We start from the raw sequence: 21,259 nt of genomic DNA on the forward strand, positions 1-21,259 counted from the left end.
TTTTGATCGACGTAAATAAATTTGAAAGCATGCAGATTGGTCTTGCATCACCGAACAAGATTAGAAGTTGGTCCTACGGCGAAGTTAAGAAGCCAGAGACGATTAACTACCGGACGCTTAAGCCTGAAAAAGACGGGTTGTTTGATGAGCGGATCTTTGGGCCGACCAAGGACTGGTCCTGTGCATGTGGCAAGTACAAGGGCGTAAGGTACCGCGGCATCGTTTGTGATCGCTGTGGGGTCGAGGTTACTTCCTCCAAGGTTAGAAGAGAACGGATGGGTCACATTGAACTGGCCGCACCGGTAACTCACATCTGGTATTTCAAGGGCATCCCGTCCCGGATGGGATTGATACTCGACATGTCGCCCAGACTGCTTGAAGAGGTCATTTACTTTGCCGCGTACATTGTGATTGACCCGGGTGATACCGACCTTGAATTCAAGCAGCTCCTGACTGAAGTTGAATACCGTGAGCAAAAAGCCAAGTACGGCAACCGCTTTACCGCCAAGATGGGGGCCGAAGCGATTCGGGACCTGCTACGCAAGGTGGACCTGGCTAAGGAAGTAACCGAGCTACGCAAGGAGCTGGAGACGGCTACCGGCCAGAAGCGGACACGTGCAATCAGACGTCTGGACATCCTGGATGCCTTCAATAATTCAGGCAACAAGCCCGAATGGATGGTCATTGACGCGGTACCGGTCATCCCGCCGGACTTGCGTCCAATGGTCCAGCTGGAAGGTGGACGCTTTGCGACTTCCGACCTCAACGACCTTTACCGCCGGGTTATCAACCGCAACAACCGGCTGAAGCGTCTGCTTGACCTCAATGCGCCCAACATTATCGTGCAGAACGAGAAGCGGATGCTGCAGGAAGCAGTCGATGCGCTGATTGACAACGGTCGCCGGGGTCGTTCAGTTGTCGGGCCGGGTAACCGTCCGCTGAAGTCACTTTCACACATGCTGAAGGGTAAGCAGGGACGTTTCCGTCAAAACCTGCTGGGCAAGCGGGTCGACTACTCCGGTCGTTCTGTTATCGACGTTTCGCCTAAGCTCAAGTTTTACCAGTGTGGCGTTCCGCGTCCGATGGCACTTGAACTGTTCAAGCCGTTTGTTATGCACGAACTGGTTAAGCGCAAGCTTGCTTCAAATATCAAGAGCGCCAAACGCAAGATTGACCGCGAGGATGACGACGTCTGGGACGTACTGGAAAGCGTCATTAAGGAAAGAACGGTTCTCTTGAACCGGGCCCCTACCTTGCACCGTTTGAGTATCCAGGCCTTCGAACCGGTCTTGGTTCCGGGCAAGTCTATTCGTTTGCACCCGCTGGCGTGTGAAGCCTACAACGCCGATTTTGATGGTGACCAGATGGCCATTCACGTTCCGTTGTCAGACGAGGCGGTGGCCGAGTCACGTTTGCTGATGCTTGCGGCCCACCACATCCTGGCACCTAAAGACGGTAAGCCAATCGTGACGCCTTCACAGGATATTGTTTTAGGCAACTACTGGTTAACCCAAGCCGAAAAGGGCCGTGAAGGCGAGGGAATGATTTTTAATTCTCCTGCTGAAGCAACGGTTGCTTACAACAACGGCGACATCCACTACCACACGATTATTGGTATTTCCGCTGATTCGATGCCAGAAAAGGCATGGCCGAAGGGCTATGAGCACAGCATCTTCATTACGACTTACGGGCGGGTAATCTTCAACCAGATTTTCCCGCAAGACTACTTCTACGTTAACGAGCCGACCGCAGAAAACCTGAACAATCCGCTTGATTCCAAGTACTTCTTGGAGCCGGGCGAGAATATTCACGAGAAGATCGACACGGTTGCGGGTGAACTTATTTCCACGCCGTTTAAGAAGTCATTTTTGTCTGATTCCATTGCCACAATCTACAAGTACTACAGGGTACAGAGGACGTCAGAATACCTCGATGATCTGAAGACGCTGGGTTACACCAGTTCCACTACTTCGGGCATCACCATCGGCATGACCGATGTTCCTGAGATTGATGACAAGGACGAAAAGGTGGCCAAGGCCCACAAGCAAGTCGACGTTGTTTCCAAGCAGTTCAGACGTGGTCTGATTACCGAACAAGAGCGGCATGACCGGGTTATCAGCATCTGGAACGAATGCAAGGACCAGGTTCAGGATGAAATCGCACAGATTTACGATCCACGGAACCCAATTACCATCATGGCCGATTCCGGTGCCCGGGGTAACATCTCCAACTTTACCCAGCTGGCCGGGATGCGGGGCCTGATGGCTACGCCAAACGGTGGGCTGTTCGAAATTCCGGTTACCTCCAACTTCAAGGAAGGGCTGTCTGTTCTGGAACTGTTCATGTCTACCCACGGAGCCCGAAAAGGCATGACCGATACGGCCCTGAAGACCGCACAATCCGGTTATCTGACCCGGCGGCTGGTCGACGTTGCGCAAGACGTTATCATTCGTGATGATGACTGTGGTACTGACCGGGGCATCAACGTTCACGCCATTATGGAAGGCGATGAACTGATCGAGCCGCTTTATGACCGGCTGTTGGGTCGCTTTACCGCAGAAACGGTTAAGAACCCGCAGACGGGCAAGGCAATTGTTGGTCCCAACGAATTAATGGATGAAAAATTGACGCACGAAATCTGTGATGCCGGCGTCAAGAACGTCAAGATTCGTTCGATTCTGACTTGTGACACCTCCCACGGCATCTGCCGCAAGTGCTACGGCATGAACCTGGCAACCGGTGAAGAGGTTGAGGTTGGTGAAGCAGTCGGCACTGTTGCTGCCCAGTCAATCGGTGAACCGGGTACCCAGCTTACGCTACGTACCTTCCACAACGGTGGTGTTGCCGGTGCTGAAGATATTACTCAAGGTCTGCCGCGTGTGCAGGAATTGTTTGAGGCACGTAACCCTAAGGGTCGTGCAATCATCTCCGAGGTCGATGGGACCATTGATTCAATCCAGGAGAATCCGGCGGAACACACGCGTGAAATTACCGTTAAGGGCAGGATCGATACTCGGAGCTACAGCATACCTTACACCGCCTCAGTGGCGGTTGCCGAGGGTGACGAAGTGCGCCGCGGCGACAAGCTGACGCTTGGTTCGGTCGACCCGAAGGAATTGATCCAGGTTACCGACACGCTGACGACCGAAGAGTACATCCTGGTTGAAGTCCAGAAAGCTTACCGGATGCAAGGTGTGGATATTTCCGACAAGCACGTCGAGGTTTTGACCAGACAGATGCTGCAAAAGGTCCGTATCCTTGATCCGGGCGAGACCACCCTCCTTCCGGGCGAGGTGATGGATATCGACCAGTTCAAGGAGCGCAACAAGTCCGTGATCATTTCGGGTGGCATTCCGGCGACTGCGCAGAGCGTAATTCTGGGTATCACCAAGGCTGCCCTTGAGACGAACAGTTTCTTGTCCGCCGCTTCCTTCCAGGAGACGACCCGGGTTCTGACCGACGCCTCTATTCGGGGCAAGAACGACCCGCTGCTGGGATTAAAGGAAAATGTTATCATCGGCAAGATTATTCCTGCCGGTACCGGTCTTCCGGTTTACCGGAACATGGAACCCGAATCCGACGTTAAGAAGCCGAAGTCCGTCTATTCAATCGCTGACATTGAAAAGAAGATGAAAGAGGCTGACGAGACGAAGGAACCTCAGGCCTAATATAATTTAAGAAGCGTTTCTGCTTGTAAAGAGCAGGAACGCTTCTTTTGTTTCTTACGCTAGCAGCAGGACGGTTAGTCCCAAAAAAATGTACGGAACGAAGGCAATCTCATCCTGCGCCCGCCGGTTTTTCCGTTCCAGCAGGAAGTGAACCAGCAAAAAAAGCGCTGCCAAGAGAAAAATACGGTTGGCAAACGCGGGGCTGAAGTAAATAGCCAAAATCAAATAGATAATCAAATCGCCAGTCCCCATCTTGCCGCGGCAAACGTAGCAAACGAGGATAACCACAACAGGCAGCAATTCGAACAGGTCCAGCAGCTGGTAGCGTAAGACCTTGCTGCTGCGGGAGAGCGCAAGCCCAGCGGCCGGCAGCAGCATGCTAACGTGAAATTCCCTGTGTTCATGGTCGGAGATAGCGGTTATGAGCAGGCTGAAGAGCAGAATTGCCAGCGCAATTCCGTCACGGCCGCTGAAGTCGACGCGGGCGTACGCAAATCCGCCAACAGTTTCAATGACCGGCAGCGTGGCCGGAATGGGTGCGTGGCAGTAGCGACACCTGCCGTGCAGCCAGAAGTAAGAAACGATGGGCAGTTCATCCAGCAGGCTGAGTTCCGTTCTGCACGCTTGGCAGTGCGAGCGCGAGAAGATAAAGTCTTCCCGGTCGATGCGTGCGGCAATCACAGCTGCGTGGGATGCAAGGCAGGCACCAATAAAAAAGTTGGTCAGACAATAGAGTTGCGTCATTTCGTTCACCTCACCAGTAACTACGCCAGAAAAGGAGTTTTTCATCTTTTTTATTTAATTAAGGATTGCTTTTTGCCTAAAAACGCGTACAATAGTCATTGTGCATTTTGAAGTATACATCAGGGGTAAAAAAGAAACTCCTGGGTGTGTGAACAGAATAATCGATTTTAGGAGGAAAAATTAATGCCAACCATTAACCAATTGGTAAGAAAAGGCCGTCACACCAAGACGACTAAATCAAAATCGCCAGCTTTGAGCTACGGCTACAACAGTATGAAAAAGGAACTGGTAAACAATCCAGCACCCCAAATGCGTGGAGTTGCCACTCGTGTCGGCACTATGACGCCAAAGAAGCCAAACTCAGCGCTGCGTAAGTACGCGCGTGTGCGTCTTTCTAATCTGATCGAAGTTACCGCTTATATTCCCGGTGAAGGTCACAACTTGCAGGAGCACTCGGTTGTTTTGATCCGTGGTGGCCGTGTTAAGGACCTTCCTGGTGTTCGTTACCACATCATTCGTGGTGCCCTCGATACTGCCGGCGTTGACGGCAGAAAGCAAGGCCGTTCTAAGTACGGTGCCAAGAAAGATTAAGGAGGAGTTAAATAATGCCTAGAAAAGGACATGTTACTAAAAGAGATATTTTAGCGGATCCAGTGTACAACTCAAAGCTCGTTACTAAGTTGATCAACCACTTGATGCTTGATGGTAAGAGAGCTAAGGCGTCTTCAATCCTTTATGATGCTTTCAACATTGTTAAAGACAAGACCGGCAAGGAGCCACTTGATGTTTTTGAGGAAGCAATGAACAACATTATGCCCGTTTTGGAAGTTAGAGCACGCCGTATCGGTGGTTCCAACTACCAGATCCCCGTTGAAGTTCGTCCCGAGAGAAGAACGACTTTGGGCTTGAGATGGCTCGTTTCTTACGCTCGCCTGCGTAACGAACACACGATGGATGAGCGCCTGGCCAATGAAATCATCGACGCTTCCAACAACACCGGTTCAGCAGTTAAGAAGCGCGAAGACGTACACAGAATGGCTGAAGCAAACCGTGCGTTTGCCCACTATCGTTTCTAATTATTAAGGAGAGAAAAATTTATGGCTAATAAGCGTGAATTTCCATTAGAAAAAACACGTAATATTGGTATCATGGCCCACATTGATGCGGGTAAGACTACCACTACAGAGCGTATTCTTTACTATACTGGTAAAATCCACAAGATCGGTGAGACCCACGAGGGTGACTCACAGATGGACTGGATGGACGAAGAAAAAGAACGTGGTATCACCATTACGTCAGCCGCAACGACTGCGCAGTGGCATGACTACCGGATCAACATCATCGACACCCCAGGACACGTTGACTTCACCATCGAAGTTGAGCGTTCCCTGCGTGTGCTCGACGGTGCGGTAACTGTTCTTGACGCTCAGGCCGGTGTTGAGCCCCAGACTGAAAATGTTTGGCGCCAGGCTGAAACTTACGGTGTTCCTCGAATTGTTTTTGTTAACAAGATGGACAAAATCGGTGCTGACTTCGACAATTCCGTCAAGTCGCTGCACGAACGTTTAAACGCCAATGCATTAGCCGTGCAGATGCCAATCGGTTCAGCCGAGACCTTCGAAGGCGTTATCGACCTGATCAACATGAACGCCGACGTTTACGACGAGGACAAGCTTGGTTCCAACTGGGACACTATTCCGGTTCCTGACGAGTACAAGGACGAAGCCGAAAAGCGCCGCAGCGAGTTAATCGAGCAGGTTGCCGACGTCGACGACGACATCATGGAAAAGTACCTTAATGGTGAGGAAATTTCCATCGACGAGTTGAAGGCAGCCATCCGTAAGGCTACTTTGGAATTAAAGATTTTCCCTGTTTTCGCTGGTTCAGCATTCAAGAACAAGGGCGTGCAGATGATGCTGGACGGTGTTGTTGACTACCTGCCATCACCAGTAGACGTTAAGCCTTATATTGCTCACGACCCTAAGACCGGTGAGGAGAGCGAATTAATGGCTGGTGACGACAAGCCATTTGCTGCACTTGCATTCAAGATTGCTACTGACCCGTTCGTTGGACGTTTGACTTACATCCGGGTTTACACTGGTTCACTTGAATCTGGTTCATACGTGCTGAACGCTTCTAAGAATAGTCGTGAACGTGTTGGACGTCTGCTCCAGATGCACGCCAACTCCAGAAACGAGATTCCTGAAGTATTCTCAGGCGATATCGCTGGTGCAATCGGCCTGAAGAACACCACTACCGGTGACTCGCTGACCGATCCAGACCACCCGCTTATTTTGGAAAGTTTGGAAGTTCCAGATCCAGTTATTCAAGTTTCCATCGAGCCAGAATCAAAGGCTGACCGGGACAAGCTTGACGTTGCCCTGCAAAAATTGACTGAAGAAGACCCAACTTTCAGGGCTGAAACCAATGCTGAAACTGGCCAGACGCTGATTTCCGGAATGGGTGAACTGCACTTGCAAATCATGGTTGAACGTATGAAACGCGAGTTCCACGTTGAGGCCAAGATTGGTAATCCGCAGGTTGCCTACCGTGAAACCTTCACTAAGCCAACTAAGGCACAGGGTAAGTTCGTTCGTCAATCCGGTGGTAAGGGTCAATACGGTGATGTTTGGATTGAATTTACGCCAAACGAGCGCGGTAAGGGCTACGAATTTGAAGATGCCATTGTCGGTGGGGTTGTTCCGCGTGAATTTATCCCATCCGTTGATGCTGGTCTGCAGGAGTCAATGAAGAACGGCATTCTTGCCGGCTACCCGTTGATTGATGTCAAGGCTAAGCTTTACGATGGTAGCTACCACGAAGTCGACTCCTCTGAAGCTGCCTTCAAGGTTGCTGCTTCCTTAGCACTGAGAAATGCTGCTCCCAAAGCCGGTGCCGTAATCTTAGAGCCGATTATGAAGGTACAAGTAATTACGCCAGAAGAATATCTCGGTGATGTTATGGGGTCAATCACTGCCCGTCGTGGTACAATGGACAACATGCAAGACCGTGCCGGTGCCAAAGTTTTGAACTCAATGGTGCCACTTGCCGAAATGTTCGGTTACGCAACTACTTTGCGGTCATCGACCCAGGGACGCGGAACCTTTACAATGGTATTTGACCATTATGCGGTTACCCCTAAGTCAATCCAAGAAGAAATTATTAAGAGTCGCGGCGGTCACGCTGAATAAACTTATTAGCAGATAAAACTTAAAGTTAAAATCGAGACGTTGGTAGAGCCAGCGTCTCTTTTTTGCGGACAAAAATAAACGTGTCCCAAGTCAACGTGTACCAATACAACTATCACATTAATATCTTGTGCTCCGCAATCCGATATGGGCCAAGAGTTAGCTGAGCCTGTTGTGCCTGACCCAAGCGGGCAGCGAAATCGGAATAGGCCAAAAGAGTCAGTTGAATAAAGCTGCATTTTTTTGCTTGGCGAAAAAAGGGGGAAAGGACGATCAACTTTTGCAAAAAAGCAAAGAAAATCCCGCTAAACCCTTGATATTTCGGCTTAGAATCGGTACAATAGTCTTTGTGCTTTTAGGGCGTACTCTGCTCTCATGCACATGTTTGTTGTAAAGCGTTGATGCAAAAGGTTGCGGCACACCAGGATGCATTGCCACAGTGGTGGCGCCGGGAATTTTTGCGGAAGCCAGTCATCTTTTAAAGAAGACGTTGAGGAGGTAATTTAATGGCAAGTCAATCAATTCGTATCAGACTTAAGTCTTACGAACATGGTATTCTCGATGAATCAGCTGCTAAAATTGTAGCTACTGCGCAGAGAACTGGTGCCGAAATTTCAGGACCAGTTCCATTGCCAACAGAGAGGGTTTTATTCACGGTTCTGCGTTCACCACATAAGAACAAGGACTCGCGTGAACAGTTTGAAATGCGGACGCACAAACGTCTGATCGATATTTTGAACCCAACACCTAAGACTGTTGATTCCCTAATGAAGCTTGATCTACCAAGCGGCGTTGACATCGAAATCAAGTTATAATTTTAAAAAAAGAAAGAGGTGTGATCATGACCAAAGGAATCTTAGGAAGAAAAGTCGGTATGACTCAAATCTTCACCAAAGATGGTATCCTTGTTCCTGTAACTGTTGTTGAAGCAGCTCCTAACGTTGTTATGCAAGTTAAGACTGTTGAATCAGACGGCTACGAGGCAATTCAAGTAGGCTACCAGGACAAGCGTGAAGTTTTGAGCAACAAACCAGAAAAAGGTCATGCTGCAAAAGCAAAGACTTCGCCTAAGCGCTTCATACGTGAAATCCGCGGAGTTGAGCTTAAGGACTACGAAGTCGGCTCAGAAATTACTGTGGACACATTTAAGGAAGGCGACGTTGTTGACGTTACCGGAATTACAAGAGGTCATGGATACCAGGGTAACATTAAGCGTTGGGGCCAATCACGTGGACCAGAAACTCACGGTTCAAGATACCACAGAATTCCTGGTTCAATGGGTTCCATCATCAACCGTGTGCCAAAGGGCAAGCGTTTGCCAGGGCACATGGGTACTAAGAAGGTTACCATTGAAAACTTGGTAATTGAGAAAGTTGTAGCAGACAAGAACGTGCTTTTAATTAAGGGCAATGTTCCAGGTGCTAAGAACTCATTGATTACCGTTAGATCTGCTGTTAAGAGTAACGATTAGGAAGGAGGACTAGAATGGCTAATATAAAAGTTATCGATCAAAAGGGCAAAGATGCTGGTGAAGTCACTTTAAAAGATGAAGTGTTCGCAATTGAACCGAACGAAAGCGTCGTTTTTGATGCTATCATCAGACAAAGGGCCGGCAGGCGTCAGGGTACCTCGAAGGTTAAAAACAGATCTGCTGTTCGCGGCGGTGGCAAGAAGCCTTGGAAGCAAAAGGGTACTGGACGTGCTCGTCAAGGTTCCATCAGGTCACCACAATGGCGCGGCGGTGGTGTAGTCTTCGGACCAACTCCACGTTCATACGCATATTCAATGCCAAGAAAGCAACGTCGTTTGGCTATCAAGTCGGTTCTTTCACAAAAATTGCTTGATCAAGATTTAATCGTTTTAGACCAGTTGACAATGGCTGCTCCTAAGACTAAGGAATTCAAGTCAATACTGGACGGCTTAAAGGTTGAAGGCAAGGTGCTGGTTGTCTCAGAGGACAGAAACGTCCAGCTGTCAGCAAAGAACTTGCCGAACGTTAAGGTTGTTACGATCAACGGCGTAAACGTTGAAGATGTTGTCAATTTTGACAAGTTAATCTTGACTAAAGACGCCATTGAGAAGATTGAAAAGAATGTTGAGGGGGCTTCTGAGAAATGAGTGCACACGATATCATTTTAAGACCTGTCATTACTGAAAAGTCAACGAACTTAATGGATGATAAGAAGTACACTTTCAACGTGCTTTTAACTGCAACCAAGACTCAGGTTCGTGATGCTGTTGAAGAGATCTTCGATGTTAAGGTTAAGAAAGTTAACATTATGAATGTTCGGGGCAAGGACAAGCGGGTTGGCCGTTACAGCGGCAAGACTGCTCGCAGCCGCAAGGCGATTGTTACCTTGACTAACGATTCAAACGACATCAAGATTTTCAAAGACGAAAACACAGAAGAAAGTAAGTAATAGGAGGTCAGTCAATTGGCTATTAAAGTATATAAGCCAACCACAAACGGTCGCCGTAATATGACTTCTTCCGACTTTGCTGAGATTACCAAGAGCAAGCCAGAACGCACCTTGCTTGAAGCGCAATCACACACTGCAGGTCGCAACTCATATGGTCATATTACTAGCAGACACCGTGGCGGTGGTCACAAGCAAAAATACCGTATTATCGATTTTAAGCGCAACAAGGACAATGCAAAGGCAGTTGTTAAGGCTATCGAATACGATCCTAACAGAACTGCTAACATCGCGCTTCTGCACTACACAGATGGTATCAAGGCCTACATTTTAGCTCCAAAGGGACTAAAGGTGGGCGATATTGTCGAATCAGGTTCAAACGCCGACATCAAGCCGGGCAACGCCCTGCAATTAAAGGATATTCCTACTGGTACCTCAATTCACAACATTGAATTAAGACCAGGCAAGGGTGGACAACTCGTGAGAAGTGCCGGAACCAGCGCACAAGTTTTGGGCAACGATGGCAAATACACGCTGGTTAGACTGCAGAGTGGCGAAGTACGCAAGATTTTGTCCGTTTGCCGCGCAACTATCGGCGTTGTTGGCAACGAGCAGCACTCACTGATTCAACTGGGCAAGGCTGGTCGTAGCCGCTGGTTGGGCAGACGTCCGCAATCTCGTGGTTCCGTAATGAACCCTAACGATCACCCGCATGGTGGTGGTGAAGGCAAGGCCCCAGTTGGCCGTCCACAACCGATGACTCCTTGGGGCAAGAAGGCCCGTGGTGTTAAGACCAGAAACAAGAAGAGAGCCAGCGAGCGCTTAATTATTCGTCACCGTAAGGGCAGCAGGTAATAGAAGGAGGGTTAATTAATGAGCCGTAGTATAAAAAAAGGGCCTTTTGCCGATGCATCATTGTTAAAGAAAGTTGATGCTCAAGCGGACACAGACAAAAAACAGGTTATTAAGACTTGGTCGCGTCGTTCAACTATTTTCCCTTCCTTCGTTGGATTGACTATAGCTGTTTACGATGGTAGAAAGCATGTCCCGGTTTATGTGACTGAAGACATGGTTGGCCATAAGCTAGGTGAATTTGTTCCAACGAGAACTTTCCGTGGACACAAGACATCTAGTGACAAGGCTACTGCAAAATAGAGGAAGGAGAAACACTAAATGGCAGAACAAATTAGTTCAGCTAGGGCTGAAGCAAGAACTGTCCGGATCGCTGCAAGAAAAGCGCGCCTAGTCGTTGATTTGATTCGCGGCAAGGACGTTGCTGAAGCATTGGCAATCTTGCAATTCACGCCTAGAGCTGCTTCCCCAATCGTTGAAAAGGTTTTGCGCTCAGCAATTGCAAACGCAGAACACAACTATGATCTTGAAAGTGCTAACCTGTACGTATCTGAAGCATATGTCAATGAGGGTGCAACCTTAAAGAGATTCAGACCACGTGCCAAAGGTATGGCTTCTCCGATTAACAAGAGAACTAGTCATGTAGTTGTAGTAGTTTCAGAAAAGAACGATTAAGGGAGGTATATTAATGGGTCAGAAGATTAACCCAAATGGTTTTCGTCTCGGCGTAATTCGTGACTGGGAATCAAAATGGTATGCTGACAGAGGATACAAAGAAACCTTAACTGAGGACCTGAAGATTAGAAAATTCATCTCGAAGAGATTAAAGGACGCCTCTGTTTCTACTGTTGAAATTGAACGTGCAGCCAACCGAATCAACGTATCAATCAATACCTCAAAACCAGGTATGGTAATTGGTAAGGGCGGAGCTGAAGTTGAAGCATTGAGAAAAGACCTGAATGCTTTGACTAACAAGCAGGTTCACGTTAACATTGTTGAAATCAAGAAACCAGACCTCGATGCCCAGTTAGTTGCTGAGAGTATCGCCAGCCAGCTTGAAGCGCGTATTGCGTTTAGGCGTGCTACCCGTCAGGCTACGCAAAGAACAATGCGCGCCGGTGCCAAGGGCATCAGAGTGCAGACTTCTGGTCGTTTGAACGGTGCCGACATGGCAAGAAGAGAATGGCACACAGAGGGCCGGGTTCCACTGCAAACTTTAAGAGCGGATATTGACTATGCTTGGGTAAATGCCTACACCACTTATGGCGAAATTGGCGTTCAAGTATGGATCAACCGGGGTGAAATCTTACCTTCAAGAAGTAAGAAGCCCGAAAACGTGAAGGGAGGAAACAAATAATGCCTCTAGTACCAAAACGAGTAAAACACCGTCGTGAGTTCCGTGGCAAGATGCGTGGCGCCGCTAAGGGCGGCAAAACCATTGCCTTTGGCGAATACGGCCTCCAAGCGCTTGAGTCGCACTGGATTACCTCTCAACAAATCGAGGCTGCCCGTGTTGCGATGACACGTTACATGAAGCGTGGCGGTAAAGTTTGGATTAGAATTTTCCCGCAAAAGTCATACACTGCTAAGGGTGTTGGTGTCCGGATGGGTTCCGGTAAAGGTGCACCAGCAGGCTGGGTAGCCGTAGTCAAGCGGGAAAAAATTATGTTTGAAATTGGCGGCGTTAGCGAAGAAGTTGCGCGCGAAGCTCTCCGTCTTGCCTCAACCAAGCTGCCAATCAAATGCAAGTTCGTGATGAAAAGTTCGGAAGTAGGTGGCAATTCTAATGAAGGCTAAGGAAATCAGAGCACTAACCACTGATCAAATGTTAGACAAGGAAAAGCAATACAAAGAAGAACTCTTTAATTTGCGCTTCCAACAAGCAACGGGTCAATTAGAAAATACCGCTCGCCTCGGCAAGGTCCGCAAGAATATCGCTAGGATTAAGACAATTCTGAGCGAAAAAGCATTGAAGAACGATTAGTGGAAGGGAGTTATTAACTTGAGCGAATCAATCGAAAGAAATCATCGTCACGTATATCAAGGTCGAGTAATTTCTGATAAGAACGACAAGACGATCACAGTTGTTGTCGACACTTACAAGAATCACCCTGTATACAAGAAGCGGATTAAATATTCCAAGAAATACTACGCACAAGACGAAAATAATGAAGCTAAAGTTGGCGATACTGTTCGTATCATGGAAACTCGTCCATTATCTCGTACAAAGCGCTTTCGTTTAGTTGAAATTGTTAAGAAATCTGTTTAACTTGCGGATTTAGTGAGGGGAGGATTATATAGTGATTCAAAATGAATCCCGTTTGAAGGTTGCTGATAACTCAGGTGCCAGAGAACTTTTGGTTATTAGGGTCTTGGGTGGTTCAAAGCGTAAGACCGGTAACATTGGTGACATCGTGGTTGCAACCGTTAAACAAGCAACACCAGGTGGCGTTGTCAAAAAAGGTGACGTTGTCAAGGCGGTCATCGTTAGAACAAAATCAGGCGCGCGTCGTGAAGATGGCTCATACATTAGGTTTGATGAGAATGCTGGCGTAGTTATTAATGCAGACAAGAGCCCCCGGGGTACCCGTATCTTTGGGCCTGTTGCGCGTGAGTTGCGTGAGCACGACTTTATGAAGATCGTCTCTCTTGCTCCTGAAGTCTTATAATAAGTGAGGTGCACTGATGTTTGTTAAAACTGGTGACAAAGTAAAAGTAATTGCCGGAAAAGACAAGGGCAAAGAAGGTATCGTTCTTTCCGTTGACACCAAGAAAAACCGTGTGGTTGTCAAGGGCGTTAACACGATTAAGAAACACGAAAAGCCTTCACAAACCAACGCAAATGGTGGCGTGGTTGAGTCAAATGGTTCAATCCACGCATCAAACGTCAAGGTGATTGCTAAGTCTGAAAGCAAAAAAGAAGAAACTAAGAAGTAGAAGGGAGGACACAAATGGCAAATTATTTAGCTCAAGAATACAAAGAAAAAATCGTTCCTGCACTGCAAGAAAAATTTGACTACAAGTCAGTAATGCAAGTACCAAAGATTGATAAGATTGTTCTGAACATGGGTGTTGGTGACGCTGTTTCAAACGCCAAGAACTTGGACGAAGCAGTTGAAGAATTGACTTTGATTTCGGGACAAAAGCCGTTAGTCACTAAGGCTAAGAAATCAATCGCCAACTTCCGCTTGCGTGAAGGCATGTCTATCGGTGCTAAGGTAACTCTTAGAGGAGATAGAATGTACGATTTCTTGTACAAGTTAGTCAATGTTTCACTTCCTCGTGTTCGTGACTTCCGTGGTGTCTCAAGCCGTTCGTTTGATGGCCGGGGCAACTACACTTTAGGTATTAAAGAACAGCTGATCTTCCCGGAAATCGATTTCGACAAGGTTAACCGGACCAGGGGATTAGATATTGTTATCGTTACTACTGCCAACACTGATGAGGAAGCCCATGCGCTGCTCAGCCAGTTCGGCATGCCGTTTGCAAAATAGCAAGATAATGGAGGACATTAATGGCTAAAACATCACAAAAAATTAGAAATCATCGTCCTGCTAAATTTTCTTCACGTGAATATACTCGTTGCGAGAGATGTGGTCGCCCACACTCCGTTTACCGTAAATTTGGCTTATGCCGTATTTGTCTGAAGGATTTAGCTCACAAGGGTCAAATCCCCGGTCTTAAAAAGGCCAGTTGGTAATACGGTTAGGAGGATAGCATAAATGGTCATGACAGATCCGATCGCAGATTACTTGACTAGAATTAGAAATGCCAACATGGCAAAGCATAGTTCAGTTGAAATTCCTGCATCAAACATTAAAAAATCTATTTCAGAAATTCTGAAACGCGAAGGCTTCATCCGTGATTACGAAGTTGCAGATGACAATAAACAAGGCATTATCAAGGTTTTCTTGAAATATGGACCAGACGGTGAACGTGTTATTTCAGGCTTAAAGCGTATTTCCAAACCAGGTTTGAGAAATTACGTTAGTGCTGAAAACCTGCCTAAGGTACTTAACGGCTTGGGCATCGCCATCGTTTCTACTTCTGCCGGCGTGATTACCGACAAGGAAGCAAGACAGAAGAACGTTGGCGGCGAAGTTGTTGCTTACGTTTGGTAATTCTGACAGAAAGGAGCATAATCAATGAGCCGTATAGGTTTAAAAACAATTGACGTCCCGGACAGTGTTACTGTTACCAAGAATGGCAACGACATCACCGTCAAGGGACCAAAGGGTGAATTAACTAGATACTTCAATCCGAAAATTACCTTTAAGCAGGAAGATGGCAAGATTAACTTTTCTCGTTCAAGTGAAAGCGACAAAGCACTTCACGGAACTGAAAGAGCAAACTTGGCTTCAATGGTTGAAGGCGTGGTTAACGGCTACAAGAAGACTTTGAAGTTGATCGGTGTTGGTTACCGTGCAACTACGCAGGGCAATAAGCTGACCTTGAACGTTGGCTACTCGCACCCGGTTGAGATGACGGCACCGGAAGGTGTTAGCGTAAATGCCACTTCAAACACTGACATTGAAGTGGAAGGAATTTCAAAGCAAAATGTTGGACAGTTTGCTGCTGAGATCCGTGCTGTACGTCCACCAGAACCTTACAAGGGCAAAGGTATTCGTTATGTTGACGAATACGTACGTCGTAAGGAAGGTAAGACAGGTAAGTAATAGATAAATTTTGAGGTGAAATTGTGATTTCAAAACCAGATAAGAATAAATTGCGCTTAAAGCGTCATAAACGTATTCGTAGCAAGATTTCTGGTACTGCTGAGCGCCCACGCTTAAGTGTTTTCCGTTCGAATAAAAACATCTACGCTCAATTAATTGATGACGTAGCGGGTGTAACGCTAGCAAGTGCCTCAACTTTAGACGATTCTGTTTCGAAGGATTCAACTAAGGTAGAACAGGCCCAGGCTGTAGGCAAGGCAATTGCCGAAGCAGCCAAGGCAAAGAACATATCAAACGTTGTGTTTGATAGAAGTGGTTACCTATACCACGGCCGTATTTCAGCTTTGGCAGATGCCGCTCGTGAAAACGGATTAGATTTCTAGGAAAGGAGATTAAATACATGGCAAACCGCAACGATTCTCGCAATAATCGCAGAAATAAAGACGACATCGAAGATCAGTTAGTAGCAATTAATCGCGTCACCAAGGTTGTCAAGGGTGGTCAACGAATGAGATTTGCTGCTCTGGTAATCGTTGGCGACAAAAAAGGTCGTGTAGGCTTTGGTACTGGTAAAGCTCAAGAAGTTCCAGAAGCAATCCGTAAGGCTGTTGAAGCCGGCAAGAAGAACATGATTAACGTTCCGATTGTTGGTTCAACCATTCCGCACGAAGTAATTGGCCACTACGGCTCAGGCAGCATCCTGTTTAAGCCTGCTCCAGCCGGTTCCGGTGTTGCAGCCGGTGGTGCCGTTCGTATCGTTATGGATATGGCTGGCATCGCGGATGTTACTTCCAAGTCCCTTGGTTCAAACACGCCAATCAACGTCGTACGTGCTGCGATGGATGGTTTGAAGAAGCTGAGAACTAGCGAAGACATTGAAAAACTGCGCCACGCAAATTTAGATTAGGGAGACTAGATAAATGACTGAATTAAAAGTTACTTTAATTAGAAGTGCTGCGCACCGTCTGCCTGAACAAAAGAAAATTGTTAAAGCTCTTGGCTTGGGTAGGATCAACAGTTCAGCTACTCTACCAGACAACGCTGCTAGCCGCGGCGCATTGCTGAAAATTGCTCACTTAATCTCTGTTGAAGAGATCAATAACTAATTGAGGAGGTGCTCAAATTAATGAAGCTTCATGAATTACATGCCGCTGAAGGCTCACGCAACACGAGAAAACGTGTTGGTCGTGGTACATCAAGCGGTCACGGAAAGACTTCTGGTCGTGGACAAAAGGGGCAATTAGCCCGTCAAGGCGGCCACACCCGTTTGGGATTTGAAGGTGGCCAAATGCCATTGTTCAGAACGATGCCTAAGCGTGGATTTAAGAACGTTAACCGTAAAGATTACGCCATTGTTAATTTGCAAGACTTAAACAAGTTTGCAGACGGCAGCGAAGTTACTGTTGCCAGTCTTAAGGAAAAGGGCTTGGTTAAGAAAGAATTAGACGGCGTCAAGTTGCTTGCTAAAGGCGAGTTAAAAGTTAAGTTAAACGTAAAGGTTAACAAAGTTTCCGCCGCTGCTCAAAAAGCTGTCGAAGCAGCCGGTGGATCTGTTGAGGTGATCTAATGTTTTCGACCTTGAAGAACGCCTTTAAGGATAAAGAAATTAGAAATAAGATTTATTTCACGCTCTTTATTCTTTTGCTATACCGTATTGGGGCTAATATTACGGTTCCAGGTGTTAATGCAAAAGCGATTACTCAAGTCGCACAAACTGGCTTAGTCCCGATGCTGGATACCGTTTCTGGTGGTGGACTAGATACTTATTCGATCTTTTCACTGGGTGTTTCTCCCTACATTACTGCACAGATTGTTATTCAACTATTGCAGATGGACATTGTTCCAACGTTAGTGGAATGGGGAAAGCAAGGTGAAGTAGGACGTCGTAAGACTAACCAAGTCACGCGGTGGCTCTCTTTGGTCGTCGCATTTGTTCAAAGCCTGGGCATCACGCTCGGCTTCAATGCGTTGACGCAGATGGGTTTGGTTAAGACGCAAACGCCGCAGACCTACGCCGAAATCGCCATGGTGATGACGGCGGGAACGATGCTGTTGACCTGGCTCGGTGATGAGATCACCGACAAGGGTCTCGGCAACGGCGTTTCGGTAATTATTTTTGCCGGTATTATTGCGCGACTTCCGCGCGGATTGTGGCAGCTTTATAAGGAAAGCGTCATTAACAACAGTGCGAGTGATCGTTGGCAAGGTATTTTGTTCTTCATCGCGATTATCATTGCAATACTCATCGTGACGCAGATCGTTACGTGGGTTGAACAGGCAGATCGCCGTATTCCAATCCAATATACAAGACGAGCAACTATCAGTGGCTCTGAGAGCTTTTTACCATTGAAAGTTAATGTTTCAGGTGTTATTCCCGTAATTTTCGCCAGTTCGTTTATTATTACACCAGCAACAATTTTAATGGCCTTTCAACGAAGCCAGGGCGATCAGCAATGGTACAAGGTAATGACCGAGATTTTTAGCATGCAGACCACGCCGGGGGTAATAATTTACACCGTTCTGATTATTTTGTTTACGTTCTTCTATGCTTTTGTTCAGGTTAATCCTGAGAAGCTGGCCAAGAACCTGCAAAAACAGGGTGCCTATATCCCTAGCGTATGGCCGGGCAAGGACACGCAGAACTATGTTTCTAAACTATTGATTAGATTATCAACTGTTGGTTCTGTGTTCTTGGGCCTAGTGGCTTTACTGCCGCAGCTTGCAACTAATATTTGGAATTTGCCGAGTTCGATTGGTTTAGGCGGAACTAGCCTATTGATCGTTATCGGGGTTGTCTTGGAATTATCGCGCCAAGTTAACGGTTTGCTAATGAAGAGAGAGTACGTCGGATTCATCAGATAGGAACGGATATATGATTAACTTATTTATTTTAGGATTGCCGGGTGCCGGCAAGGGCACTGTATCGGAGCAGATTGTCGATAAATACCATCTAACTCACATCTCAACTGGGGATATGTTTAGAGAAGCAATGGCTAACAAGACCAAAGTTGGTCTTGAGGCTAAGAATTATATTGACAAGGGCGATTTGGTACCGGACGAGGTTACTGCCAGACTGGTTGAGGAACGCTTAAGTGAGCCGGATATTAAGGAAGGCTACATTTTGGATGGCTTTCCGCGCACAATAGTTCAGGCTGAACTCCTCGAAGGTATCACAAAGCGGCTGGGCAAACCCCTAACGAGCACAATTTCGCTTGAAGTTAAGGAAGAAACCCTGATCAAGCGCTTATCGGCACGCTTTATGTGCAAGAATTGCGGTGCCACTTATAATAAGATCACTAAGATGCCCAAAGTAAAGGACACCTGTGACCGGTGTGGTAGCCACGAATTTTACCAGCGTGATGATGACAAGCCTGAAGTAGTTAAGAATCGTTTAGAAGTTAACGAAAAGATGAATACGCCCTTGAAAGACTATTACCAGAAAAATGGGTTGTTGACTGTTGTTGATGGTGAACAAACGCCAGAAAAGGTCTTTGAAAGTGTCGATGCGGTTTTAAGTAAAAAGTAATAATTGGTATCTTTACTTTTCCGTGTTATAATTTCAAAGTGTGACTGTTTAAATGCGGAGGAACAGCTTTGGCAAAAGATGATGTCATTGAAGTAAAGGGTAAGGTAGTCGATACCTTGCCTAACGCTATGTTTAAAGTTGAATTGGAAAATGGAGCTGTGATTTTAGCACATGTTTCCGGCAAAATTAGGATGCACTACATCCGGATCCTGCCTGGAGACCGTGTTACTGTCGAACTTTCTCCTTATGATTTAACAAAAGGTAGAATTACTTATCGGTTTATAAAGTAATAACGGAGGGAAACATGAAGGTTAGACCATCTGTTAAACCAATGTGTGAACATTGTAAGATAATTAAAAGACATGGTCGTGTGATGGTTATTTGTTCTGCAAATCCAAAACACAAGCAGCGTCAAGGTTAAAATAAAATAGGAGGTGCAATTTATGGCACGTATTGCTGGTGTTGACTTACCAAGAGATAAAAGAATAGTTGTTGCATTAACATATATTTATGGTATTGGTGAACCAACAGCTCAGAAAATTTGTGCGGATGCTGGTGTTTCTGAAGACATACGTTCAAAAGATTTGACTCCAGACGACCAGGAAAAGCTTCGCGCAGAAGTTGATAAATACCGCGTTGAAGGTGACTTGCGTAGAGAAATCAGCATGAACATCAAGCGGCTTATTGACATTGGTTCTTACCGTGGTATGCGTCACCGCCGTGGACTCCCGGTTCGCGGTCAGAATACCAAGAATAATGCCCGTACTCGTAAGGGTAGTAAGAAGAATAAATAAAAATTATAAGGAGGTTTATTGATGCCTAAAACAGCACGTAAGCGTCGTGTGAAGAAGCACGTTGAAAAAGGCGTTGCGCACATTCATTCTACGTTTAATAATACTTTAGTCATGATTACTGACGTTCAAGGCAACGCAATTGCTTGGTCTTCAGCCGGTGCGCTGGGCTTTAAGGGTAGCCGTAAGTCTACTCCGTTTGCAGCCCAGATGGCAGCTGAAGCAGCGGCTAAGAGCGCAATGGATCAGGGCATGAAGCATGTAGAAGTTTCAGTTAAGGGTCCCGGCTCAGGTCGTGAATCTGCTATCAGATCACTTCAAGCCACAGGTCTTGAGATTACTGCAATCCGTGACGTTACCCCAGTTCCCCACAATGGTTCTAGACCACCAAAACGTCGTCGTGTTTAATTTTGTTCTTAATGAAGGACGTTGCGTTTTGAGAGGGGCCTAGTAATGATTGAATTTGAAAAACCAAATATTACCGTTGTGGACCAAGAGAAGTCTTATGGTAAATTTGTTATTGAACCACTTGAACGAGGCTTTGGTACTACTTTAGGTAATTCATTACGTAGAGTTTTACTGACATCTATCCCGGGTACAGGACTTGTTTATATTCAAATTGACGATGTCTTACACGAATTCTCAACCATTCCTGGCGTAAAAGAAGACGTTGCTAAGATTATCTTGAACCTGAAGAAACTTGAATTAAAGTCTTTTTCTGATGAACAAAAAATTATTGAGTTGGACGTTGAGGGACCGACAACCGTTACGGCTGACGACCTCAAGGCTGACGCGGACATTCAAATCTTGAATCCTGACCAGTATATTTGTACCATCGCTGACGGTGGTCACCTGCACATGCAGATCGCGGTCACTAATGGTCGCGGCTACGTAGCTGCAAGCGACAACAAGAGTGATGACATGCCAATTGGCGTCATTCCAGTTGATTCCCTTTTTTCACCAATTGAAAAAGTCAATTACCAGGTTGAATCAACGCGTGTTGGTAAAAGAGACGATTTTGACAAGCTCACTTTAGAGATTTGGACTGATGGTTCAATCAAGCCTAGTGACGCCCTGAGTTTTGCCGCCAAGATTTTGGTGGAACACTTTAAGGTGTTTGAAACTGCTGATGCAAAGACTAAATTCAATGATGTAATGGTTGAAAAAGAGGACGACAAAGTCGAGAAGAAGCTCGAAATGACGATTGAAGAGCTCGATTTGTCCGTTCGTTCATACAACTGCCTCAAGCGAGCCGGAATTAATACCCTGCAGGAGTTAACTGACAAGACCGAAGCGGATATGATGCGGGTACGCAACTTGGGCAGAAAATCATTGGAAGAAGTTAAAAACAAATTAGCTGACTTAGGACTTTCACTTCGTCAAGAAGATTAATTGAA

At 46.5% G+C, this 21,259-nt stretch carries 33 protein-coding genes; 32 read left to right on the plus strand and 1 reads right to left on the minus strand.

Annotation, left to right across the window (positions count from 1 at the left end):
- The first annotated feature begins 2 nt into the window (after positions 1-2).
- A complete protein-coding gene (rpoC, locus tag AC2JF8_RS03565; protein WP_500729192.1) occupies positions 3-3,668 on the plus strand; it encodes a DNA-directed RNA polymerase subunit beta' in 3,666 nt (1,221 codons plus the stop codon).
- A 54-nt stretch (positions 3,669-3,722) separates the two neighbouring features.
- On the opposite strand, the gene AC2JF8_RS03570 is transcribed toward rpoC, so the two are convergent.
- The gene (locus tag AC2JF8_RS03570; RefSeq protein WP_500761182.1) at positions 3,723-4,412 is read right to left on the minus strand and encodes a prepilin peptidase; all 690 of its coding nucleotides are present in this window, start codon (positions 4,410-4,412) and stop codon (positions 3,723-3,725) included.
- A 183-nt stretch (positions 4,413-4,595) separates the two neighbouring features.
- Between AC2JF8_RS03570 and rpsL the strand changes: the two genes are divergently transcribed.
- From rpsL to AC2JF8_RS03725, 31 genes are all read left to right on the plus strand, one after another.
- On the plus strand, positions 4,596-5,003 hold the full coding sequence (gene rpsL, locus AC2JF8_RS03575; protein ID WP_500729189.1) for a 30S ribosomal protein S12: 408 nt from the start codon (positions 4,596-4,598) through the stop codon (positions 5,001-5,003).
- A 14-nt stretch (positions 5,004-5,017) separates the two neighbouring features.
- Entirely contained in the window at positions 5,018-5,488 is a 471-nt protein-coding gene (gene rpsG, locus AC2JF8_RS03580; RefSeq protein ID WP_317637151.1) for a 30S ribosomal protein S7, read from the plus strand.
- A gap of 21 nt (positions 5,489-5,509) precedes the next feature.
- Positions 5,510-7,603 carry an elongation factor G gene (gene fusA / locus AC2JF8_RS03585; RefSeq protein WP_500729188.1) on the plus strand — a complete coding sequence of 698 codons (2,094 nt, stop codon included), beginning with the start codon at positions 5,510-5,512 and terminating at the stop codon, positions 7,601-7,603.
- A 503-nt stretch (positions 7,604-8,106) separates the two neighbouring features.
- A complete protein-coding gene (gene rpsJ / locus AC2JF8_RS03590) occupies positions 8,107-8,415 on the plus strand; it encodes a 30S ribosomal protein S10 (RefSeq protein WP_317637148.1) in 309 nt (102 codons plus the stop codon).
- A gap of 26 nt (positions 8,416-8,441) precedes the next feature.
- Positions 8,442-9,071 carry a 50S ribosomal protein L3 gene (rplC, locus tag AC2JF8_RS03595; RefSeq protein WP_500729187.1) on the plus strand — a complete coding sequence of 210 codons (630 nt, stop codon included), beginning with the start codon at positions 8,442-8,444 and terminating at the stop codon, positions 9,069-9,071.
- A gap of 14 nt (positions 9,072-9,085) precedes the next feature.
- Entirely contained in the window at positions 9,086-9,718 is a 633-nt protein-coding gene (gene rplD / locus AC2JF8_RS03600; RefSeq protein WP_500729186.1) for a 50S ribosomal protein L4, read from the plus strand.
- The gene (rplW, locus tag AC2JF8_RS03605) at positions 9,715-10,020 is read left to right on the plus strand and encodes a 50S ribosomal protein L23 (RefSeq protein WP_500729185.1); all 306 of its coding nucleotides are present in this window, start codon (positions 9,715-9,717) and stop codon (positions 10,018-10,020) included. Before rplD ends, rplW begins: the two co-directional genes overlap by 4 nt.
- Before the next feature lie 15 nt (positions 10,021-10,035).
- Positions 10,036-10,872 (plus strand): 50S ribosomal protein L2, encoded by an 837-nt coding sequence (gene rplB / locus AC2JF8_RS03610; protein ID WP_500729184.1) that lies wholly within the window; start codon positions 10,036-10,038, stop codon positions 10,870-10,872.
- 18 nt (positions 10,873-10,890) lie between these two features.
- The gene (gene rpsS, locus AC2JF8_RS03615) at positions 10,891-11,172 is read left to right on the plus strand and encodes a 30S ribosomal protein S19 (RefSeq protein ID WP_500729183.1); all 282 of its coding nucleotides are present in this window, start codon (positions 10,891-10,893) and stop codon (positions 11,170-11,172) included.
- Positions 11,173-11,190: 18 nt separating this feature from the next.
- A complete protein-coding gene (rplV, locus tag AC2JF8_RS03620) occupies positions 11,191-11,544 on the plus strand; it encodes a 50S ribosomal protein L22 (RefSeq protein ID WP_122018831.1) in 354 nt (117 codons plus the stop codon).
- A 13-nt stretch (positions 11,545-11,557) separates the two neighbouring features.
- Positions 11,558-12,226 (plus strand): 30S ribosomal protein S3, encoded by a 669-nt coding sequence (gene rpsC, locus AC2JF8_RS03625; RefSeq protein WP_500729182.1) that lies wholly within the window; start codon positions 11,558-11,560, stop codon positions 12,224-12,226.
- Positions 12,226-12,666, plus strand: coding sequence for a 50S ribosomal protein L16 (gene rplP / locus AC2JF8_RS03630; RefSeq protein ID WP_500729181.1), 441 nt, complete (start codon positions 12,226-12,228; stop codon positions 12,664-12,666). The genes rpsC and rplP overlap by 1 nt, the downstream gene beginning before the upstream one ends.
- Positions 12,656-12,853 carry a 50S ribosomal protein L29 gene (gene rpmC, locus AC2JF8_RS03635; RefSeq protein WP_500729180.1) on the plus strand — a complete coding sequence of 66 codons (198 nt, stop codon included), beginning with the start codon at positions 12,656-12,658 and terminating at the stop codon, positions 12,851-12,853. The genes rplP and rpmC overlap by 11 nt, the downstream gene beginning before the upstream one ends.
- Positions 12,854-12,871: 18 nt before the next feature.
- The gene (gene rpsQ / locus AC2JF8_RS03640; RefSeq protein ID WP_317637139.1) at positions 12,872-13,138 is read left to right on the plus strand and encodes a 30S ribosomal protein S17; all 267 of its coding nucleotides are present in this window, start codon (positions 12,872-12,874) and stop codon (positions 13,136-13,138) included.
- Between the two features lie 31 nt (positions 13,139-13,169).
- Complete coding sequence (rplN, locus tag AC2JF8_RS03645) at positions 13,170-13,538, plus strand: 50S ribosomal protein L14 (protein ID WP_500729179.1); 369 nt, start codon at positions 13,170-13,172, stop codon at positions 13,536-13,538.
- A gap of 16 nt (positions 13,539-13,554) precedes the next feature.
- Positions 13,555-13,806, plus strand: coding sequence for a 50S ribosomal protein L24 (gene rplX, locus AC2JF8_RS03650; protein ID WP_500729178.1), 252 nt, complete (start codon positions 13,555-13,557; stop codon positions 13,804-13,806).
- 14 nt (positions 13,807-13,820) lie between these two features.
- A complete protein-coding gene (gene rplE / locus AC2JF8_RS03655; protein ID WP_500729177.1) occupies positions 13,821-14,363 on the plus strand; it encodes a 50S ribosomal protein L5 in 543 nt (180 codons plus the stop codon).
- Between the two features lie 20 nt (positions 14,364-14,383).
- On the plus strand, positions 14,384-14,569 hold the full coding sequence (locus AC2JF8_RS03660) for a type Z 30S ribosomal protein S14 (protein WP_046307561.1): 186 nt from the start codon (positions 14,384-14,386) through the stop codon (positions 14,567-14,569).
- Between the two features lie 22 nt (positions 14,570-14,591).
- Positions 14,592-14,990, plus strand: a complete 399-nt coding sequence (rpsH, locus tag AC2JF8_RS03665; protein ID WP_500729176.1) for a 30S ribosomal protein S8 — start codon at positions 14,592-14,594, stop codon at positions 14,988-14,990.
- Positions 14,991-15,014: 24 nt separating this feature from the next.
- Positions 15,015-15,545: a 50S ribosomal protein L6 gene (gene rplF, locus AC2JF8_RS03670; protein WP_500761185.1), complete on the plus strand. Its 531-nt coding sequence runs from the start codon at positions 15,015-15,017 to the stop codon at positions 15,543-15,545.
- A 23-nt stretch (positions 15,546-15,568) separates the two neighbouring features.
- Entirely contained in the window at positions 15,569-15,928 is a 360-nt protein-coding gene (gene rplR / locus AC2JF8_RS03675; protein WP_500729174.1) for a 50S ribosomal protein L18, read from the plus strand.
- A gap of 17 nt (positions 15,929-15,945) precedes the next feature.
- Positions 15,946-16,452 (plus strand): 30S ribosomal protein S5, encoded by a 507-nt coding sequence (gene rpsE, locus AC2JF8_RS03680; protein ID WP_500729173.1) that lies wholly within the window; start codon positions 15,946-15,948, stop codon positions 16,450-16,452.
- 13 nt (positions 16,453-16,465) lie between these two features.
- Positions 16,466-16,651 carry a 50S ribosomal protein L30 gene (gene rpmD, locus AC2JF8_RS03685; protein WP_500729172.1) on the plus strand — a complete coding sequence of 62 codons (186 nt, stop codon included), beginning with the start codon at positions 16,466-16,468 and terminating at the stop codon, positions 16,649-16,651.
- Positions 16,652-16,671: 20 nt separating this feature from the next.
- A complete protein-coding gene (rplO, locus tag AC2JF8_RS03690) occupies positions 16,672-17,112 on the plus strand; it encodes a 50S ribosomal protein L15 (protein ID WP_500761187.1) in 441 nt (146 codons plus the stop codon).
- Positions 17,112-18,407: a preprotein translocase subunit SecY gene (secY, locus tag AC2JF8_RS03695; RefSeq protein ID WP_500729170.1), complete on the plus strand. Its 1,296-nt coding sequence runs from the start codon at positions 17,112-17,114 to the stop codon at positions 18,405-18,407. The genes rplO and secY overlap by 1 nt, the downstream gene beginning before the upstream one ends.
- 10 nt (positions 18,408-18,417) lie before the next feature.
- Positions 18,418-19,071, plus strand: a complete 654-nt coding sequence (locus AC2JF8_RS03700; RefSeq protein ID WP_500729169.1) for an adenylate kinase — start codon at positions 18,418-18,420, stop codon at positions 19,069-19,071.
- Positions 19,072-19,139: 68 nt separating this feature from the next.
- Positions 19,140-19,361, plus strand: a complete 222-nt coding sequence (infA, locus tag AC2JF8_RS03705; protein ID WP_034980408.1) for a translation initiation factor IF-1 — start codon at positions 19,140-19,142, stop codon at positions 19,359-19,361.
- A gap of 14 nt (positions 19,362-19,375) precedes the next feature.
- Complete coding sequence (gene rpmJ / locus AC2JF8_RS03710) at positions 19,376-19,492, plus strand: 50S ribosomal protein L36 (protein WP_003647815.1); 117 nt, start codon at positions 19,376-19,378, stop codon at positions 19,490-19,492.
- A gap of 22 nt (positions 19,493-19,514) precedes the next feature.
- The gene (gene rpsM, locus AC2JF8_RS03715; RefSeq protein ID WP_500729168.1) at positions 19,515-19,865 is read left to right on the plus strand and encodes a 30S ribosomal protein S13; all 351 of its coding nucleotides are present in this window, start codon (positions 19,515-19,517) and stop codon (positions 19,863-19,865) included.
- 21 nt (positions 19,866-19,886) lie between these two features.
- Positions 19,887-20,270: a 30S ribosomal protein S11 gene (gene rpsK / locus AC2JF8_RS03720; RefSeq protein WP_500727720.1), complete on the plus strand. Its 384-nt coding sequence runs from the start codon at positions 19,887-19,889 to the stop codon at positions 20,268-20,270.
- A gap of 45 nt (positions 20,271-20,315) precedes the next feature.
- Positions 20,316-21,254 (plus strand): DNA-directed RNA polymerase subunit alpha, encoded by a 939-nt coding sequence (locus AC2JF8_RS03725; RefSeq protein WP_500729167.1) that lies wholly within the window; start codon positions 20,316-20,318, stop codon positions 21,252-21,254.
- The last annotated feature ends 5 nt before the right edge of the window (positions 21,255-21,259 follow it).

The sequence above is a fragment of the Lactobacillus sp. CA30L genome, assembly GCF_059900845.1.

Coding starts and splice junctions, on each gene's coding strand:
- rplV (WP_122018831.1), top strand. CDS start 11,191: ATGGCAGAACAAATTAGTTCAGCTAGGGCTGAAGCAAGAACTGTCCGG.
- rpmD (WP_500729172.1), top strand. CDS start 16,466: ATGACTGAATTAAAAGTTACTTTAATTAGAAGTGCTGCGCACCGTCTG.
- rpmJ (WP_003647815.1), top strand. CDS start 19,376: ATGAAGGTTAGACCATCTGTTAAACCAATGTGTGAACATTGTAAGATA.
- rplD (WP_500729186.1), top strand. CDS start 9,086: ATGGCTAATATAAAAGTTATCGATCAAAAGGGCAAAGATGCTGGTGAA.
- rpsC (WP_500729182.1), top strand. CDS start 11,558: ATGGGTCAGAAGATTAACCCAAATGGTTTTCGTCTCGGCGTAATTCGT.
- rpmC (WP_500729180.1), top strand. CDS start 12,656: ATGAAGGCTAAGGAAATCAGAGCACTAACCACTGATCAAATGTTAGAC.
- rpsM (WP_500729168.1), top strand. CDS start 19,515: ATGGCACGTATTGCTGGTGTTGACTTACCAAGAGATAAAAGAATAGTT.
- rplF (WP_500761185.1), top strand. CDS start 15,015: ATGAGCCGTATAGGTTTAAAAACAATTGACGTCCCGGACAGTGTTACT.
- AC2JF8_RS03700 (WP_500729169.1), top strand. CDS start 18,418: ATGATTAACTTATTTATTTTAGGATTGCCGGGTGCCGGCAAGGGCACT.
- rpsG (WP_317637151.1), top strand. CDS start 5,018: ATGCCTAGAAAAGGACATGTTACTAAAAGAGATATTTTAGCGGATCCA.
- rplO (WP_500761187.1), top strand. CDS start 16,672: ATGAAGCTTCATGAATTACATGCCGCTGAAGGCTCACGCAACACGAGA.
- rplC (WP_500729187.1), top strand. CDS start 8,442: ATGACCAAAGGAATCTTAGGAAGAAAAGTCGGTATGACTCAAATCTTC.
- AC2JF8_RS03725 (WP_500729167.1), top strand. CDS start 20,316: ATGATTGAATTTGAAAAACCAAATATTACCGTTGTGGACCAAGAGAAG.
- rpsJ (WP_317637148.1), top strand. CDS start 8,107: ATGGCAAGTCAATCAATTCGTATCAGACTTAAGTCTTACGAACATGGT.
- secY (WP_500729170.1), top strand. CDS start 17,112: ATGTTTTCGACCTTGAAGAACGCCTTTAAGGATAAAGAAATTAGAAAT.
- rplW (WP_500729185.1), top strand. CDS start 9,715: ATGAGTGCACACGATATCATTTTAAGACCTGTCATTACTGAAAAGTCA.
- fusA (WP_500729188.1), top strand. CDS start 5,510: ATGGCTAATAAGCGTGAATTTCCATTAGAAAAAACACGTAATATTGGT.
- rpsK (WP_500727720.1), top strand. CDS start 19,887: ATGCCTAAAACAGCACGTAAGCGTCGTGTGAAGAAGCACGTTGAAAAA.
- rpsS (WP_500729183.1), top strand. CDS start 10,891: ATGAGCCGTAGTATAAAAAAAGGGCCTTTTGCCGATGCATCATTGTTA.
- rpsL (WP_500729189.1), top strand. CDS start 4,596: ATGCCAACCATTAACCAATTGGTAAGAAAAGGCCGTCACACCAAGACG.
- AC2JF8_RS03570 (WP_500761182.1), bottom strand. CDS start 4,412: ATGACGCAACTCTATTGTCTGACCAACTTTTTTATTGGTGCCTGCCTT.
- rplX (WP_500729178.1), top strand. CDS start 13,555: ATGTTTGTTAAAACTGGTGACAAAGTAAAAGTAATTGCCGGAAAAGAC.
- rpsH (WP_500729176.1), top strand. CDS start 14,592: ATGGTCATGACAGATCCGATCGCAGATTACTTGACTAGAATTAGAAAT.
- AC2JF8_RS03660 (WP_046307561.1), top strand. CDS start 14,384: ATGGCTAAAACATCACAAAAAATTAGAAATCATCGTCCTGCTAAATTT.
- rpsE (WP_500729173.1), top strand. CDS start 15,946: ATGGCAAACCGCAACGATTCTCGCAATAATCGCAGAAATAAAGACGAC.
- rplE (WP_500729177.1), top strand. CDS start 13,821: ATGGCAAATTATTTAGCTCAAGAATACAAAGAAAAAATCGTTCCTGCA.
- rplP (WP_500729181.1), top strand. CDS start 12,226: ATGCCTCTAGTACCAAAACGAGTAAAACACCGTCGTGAGTTCCGTGGC.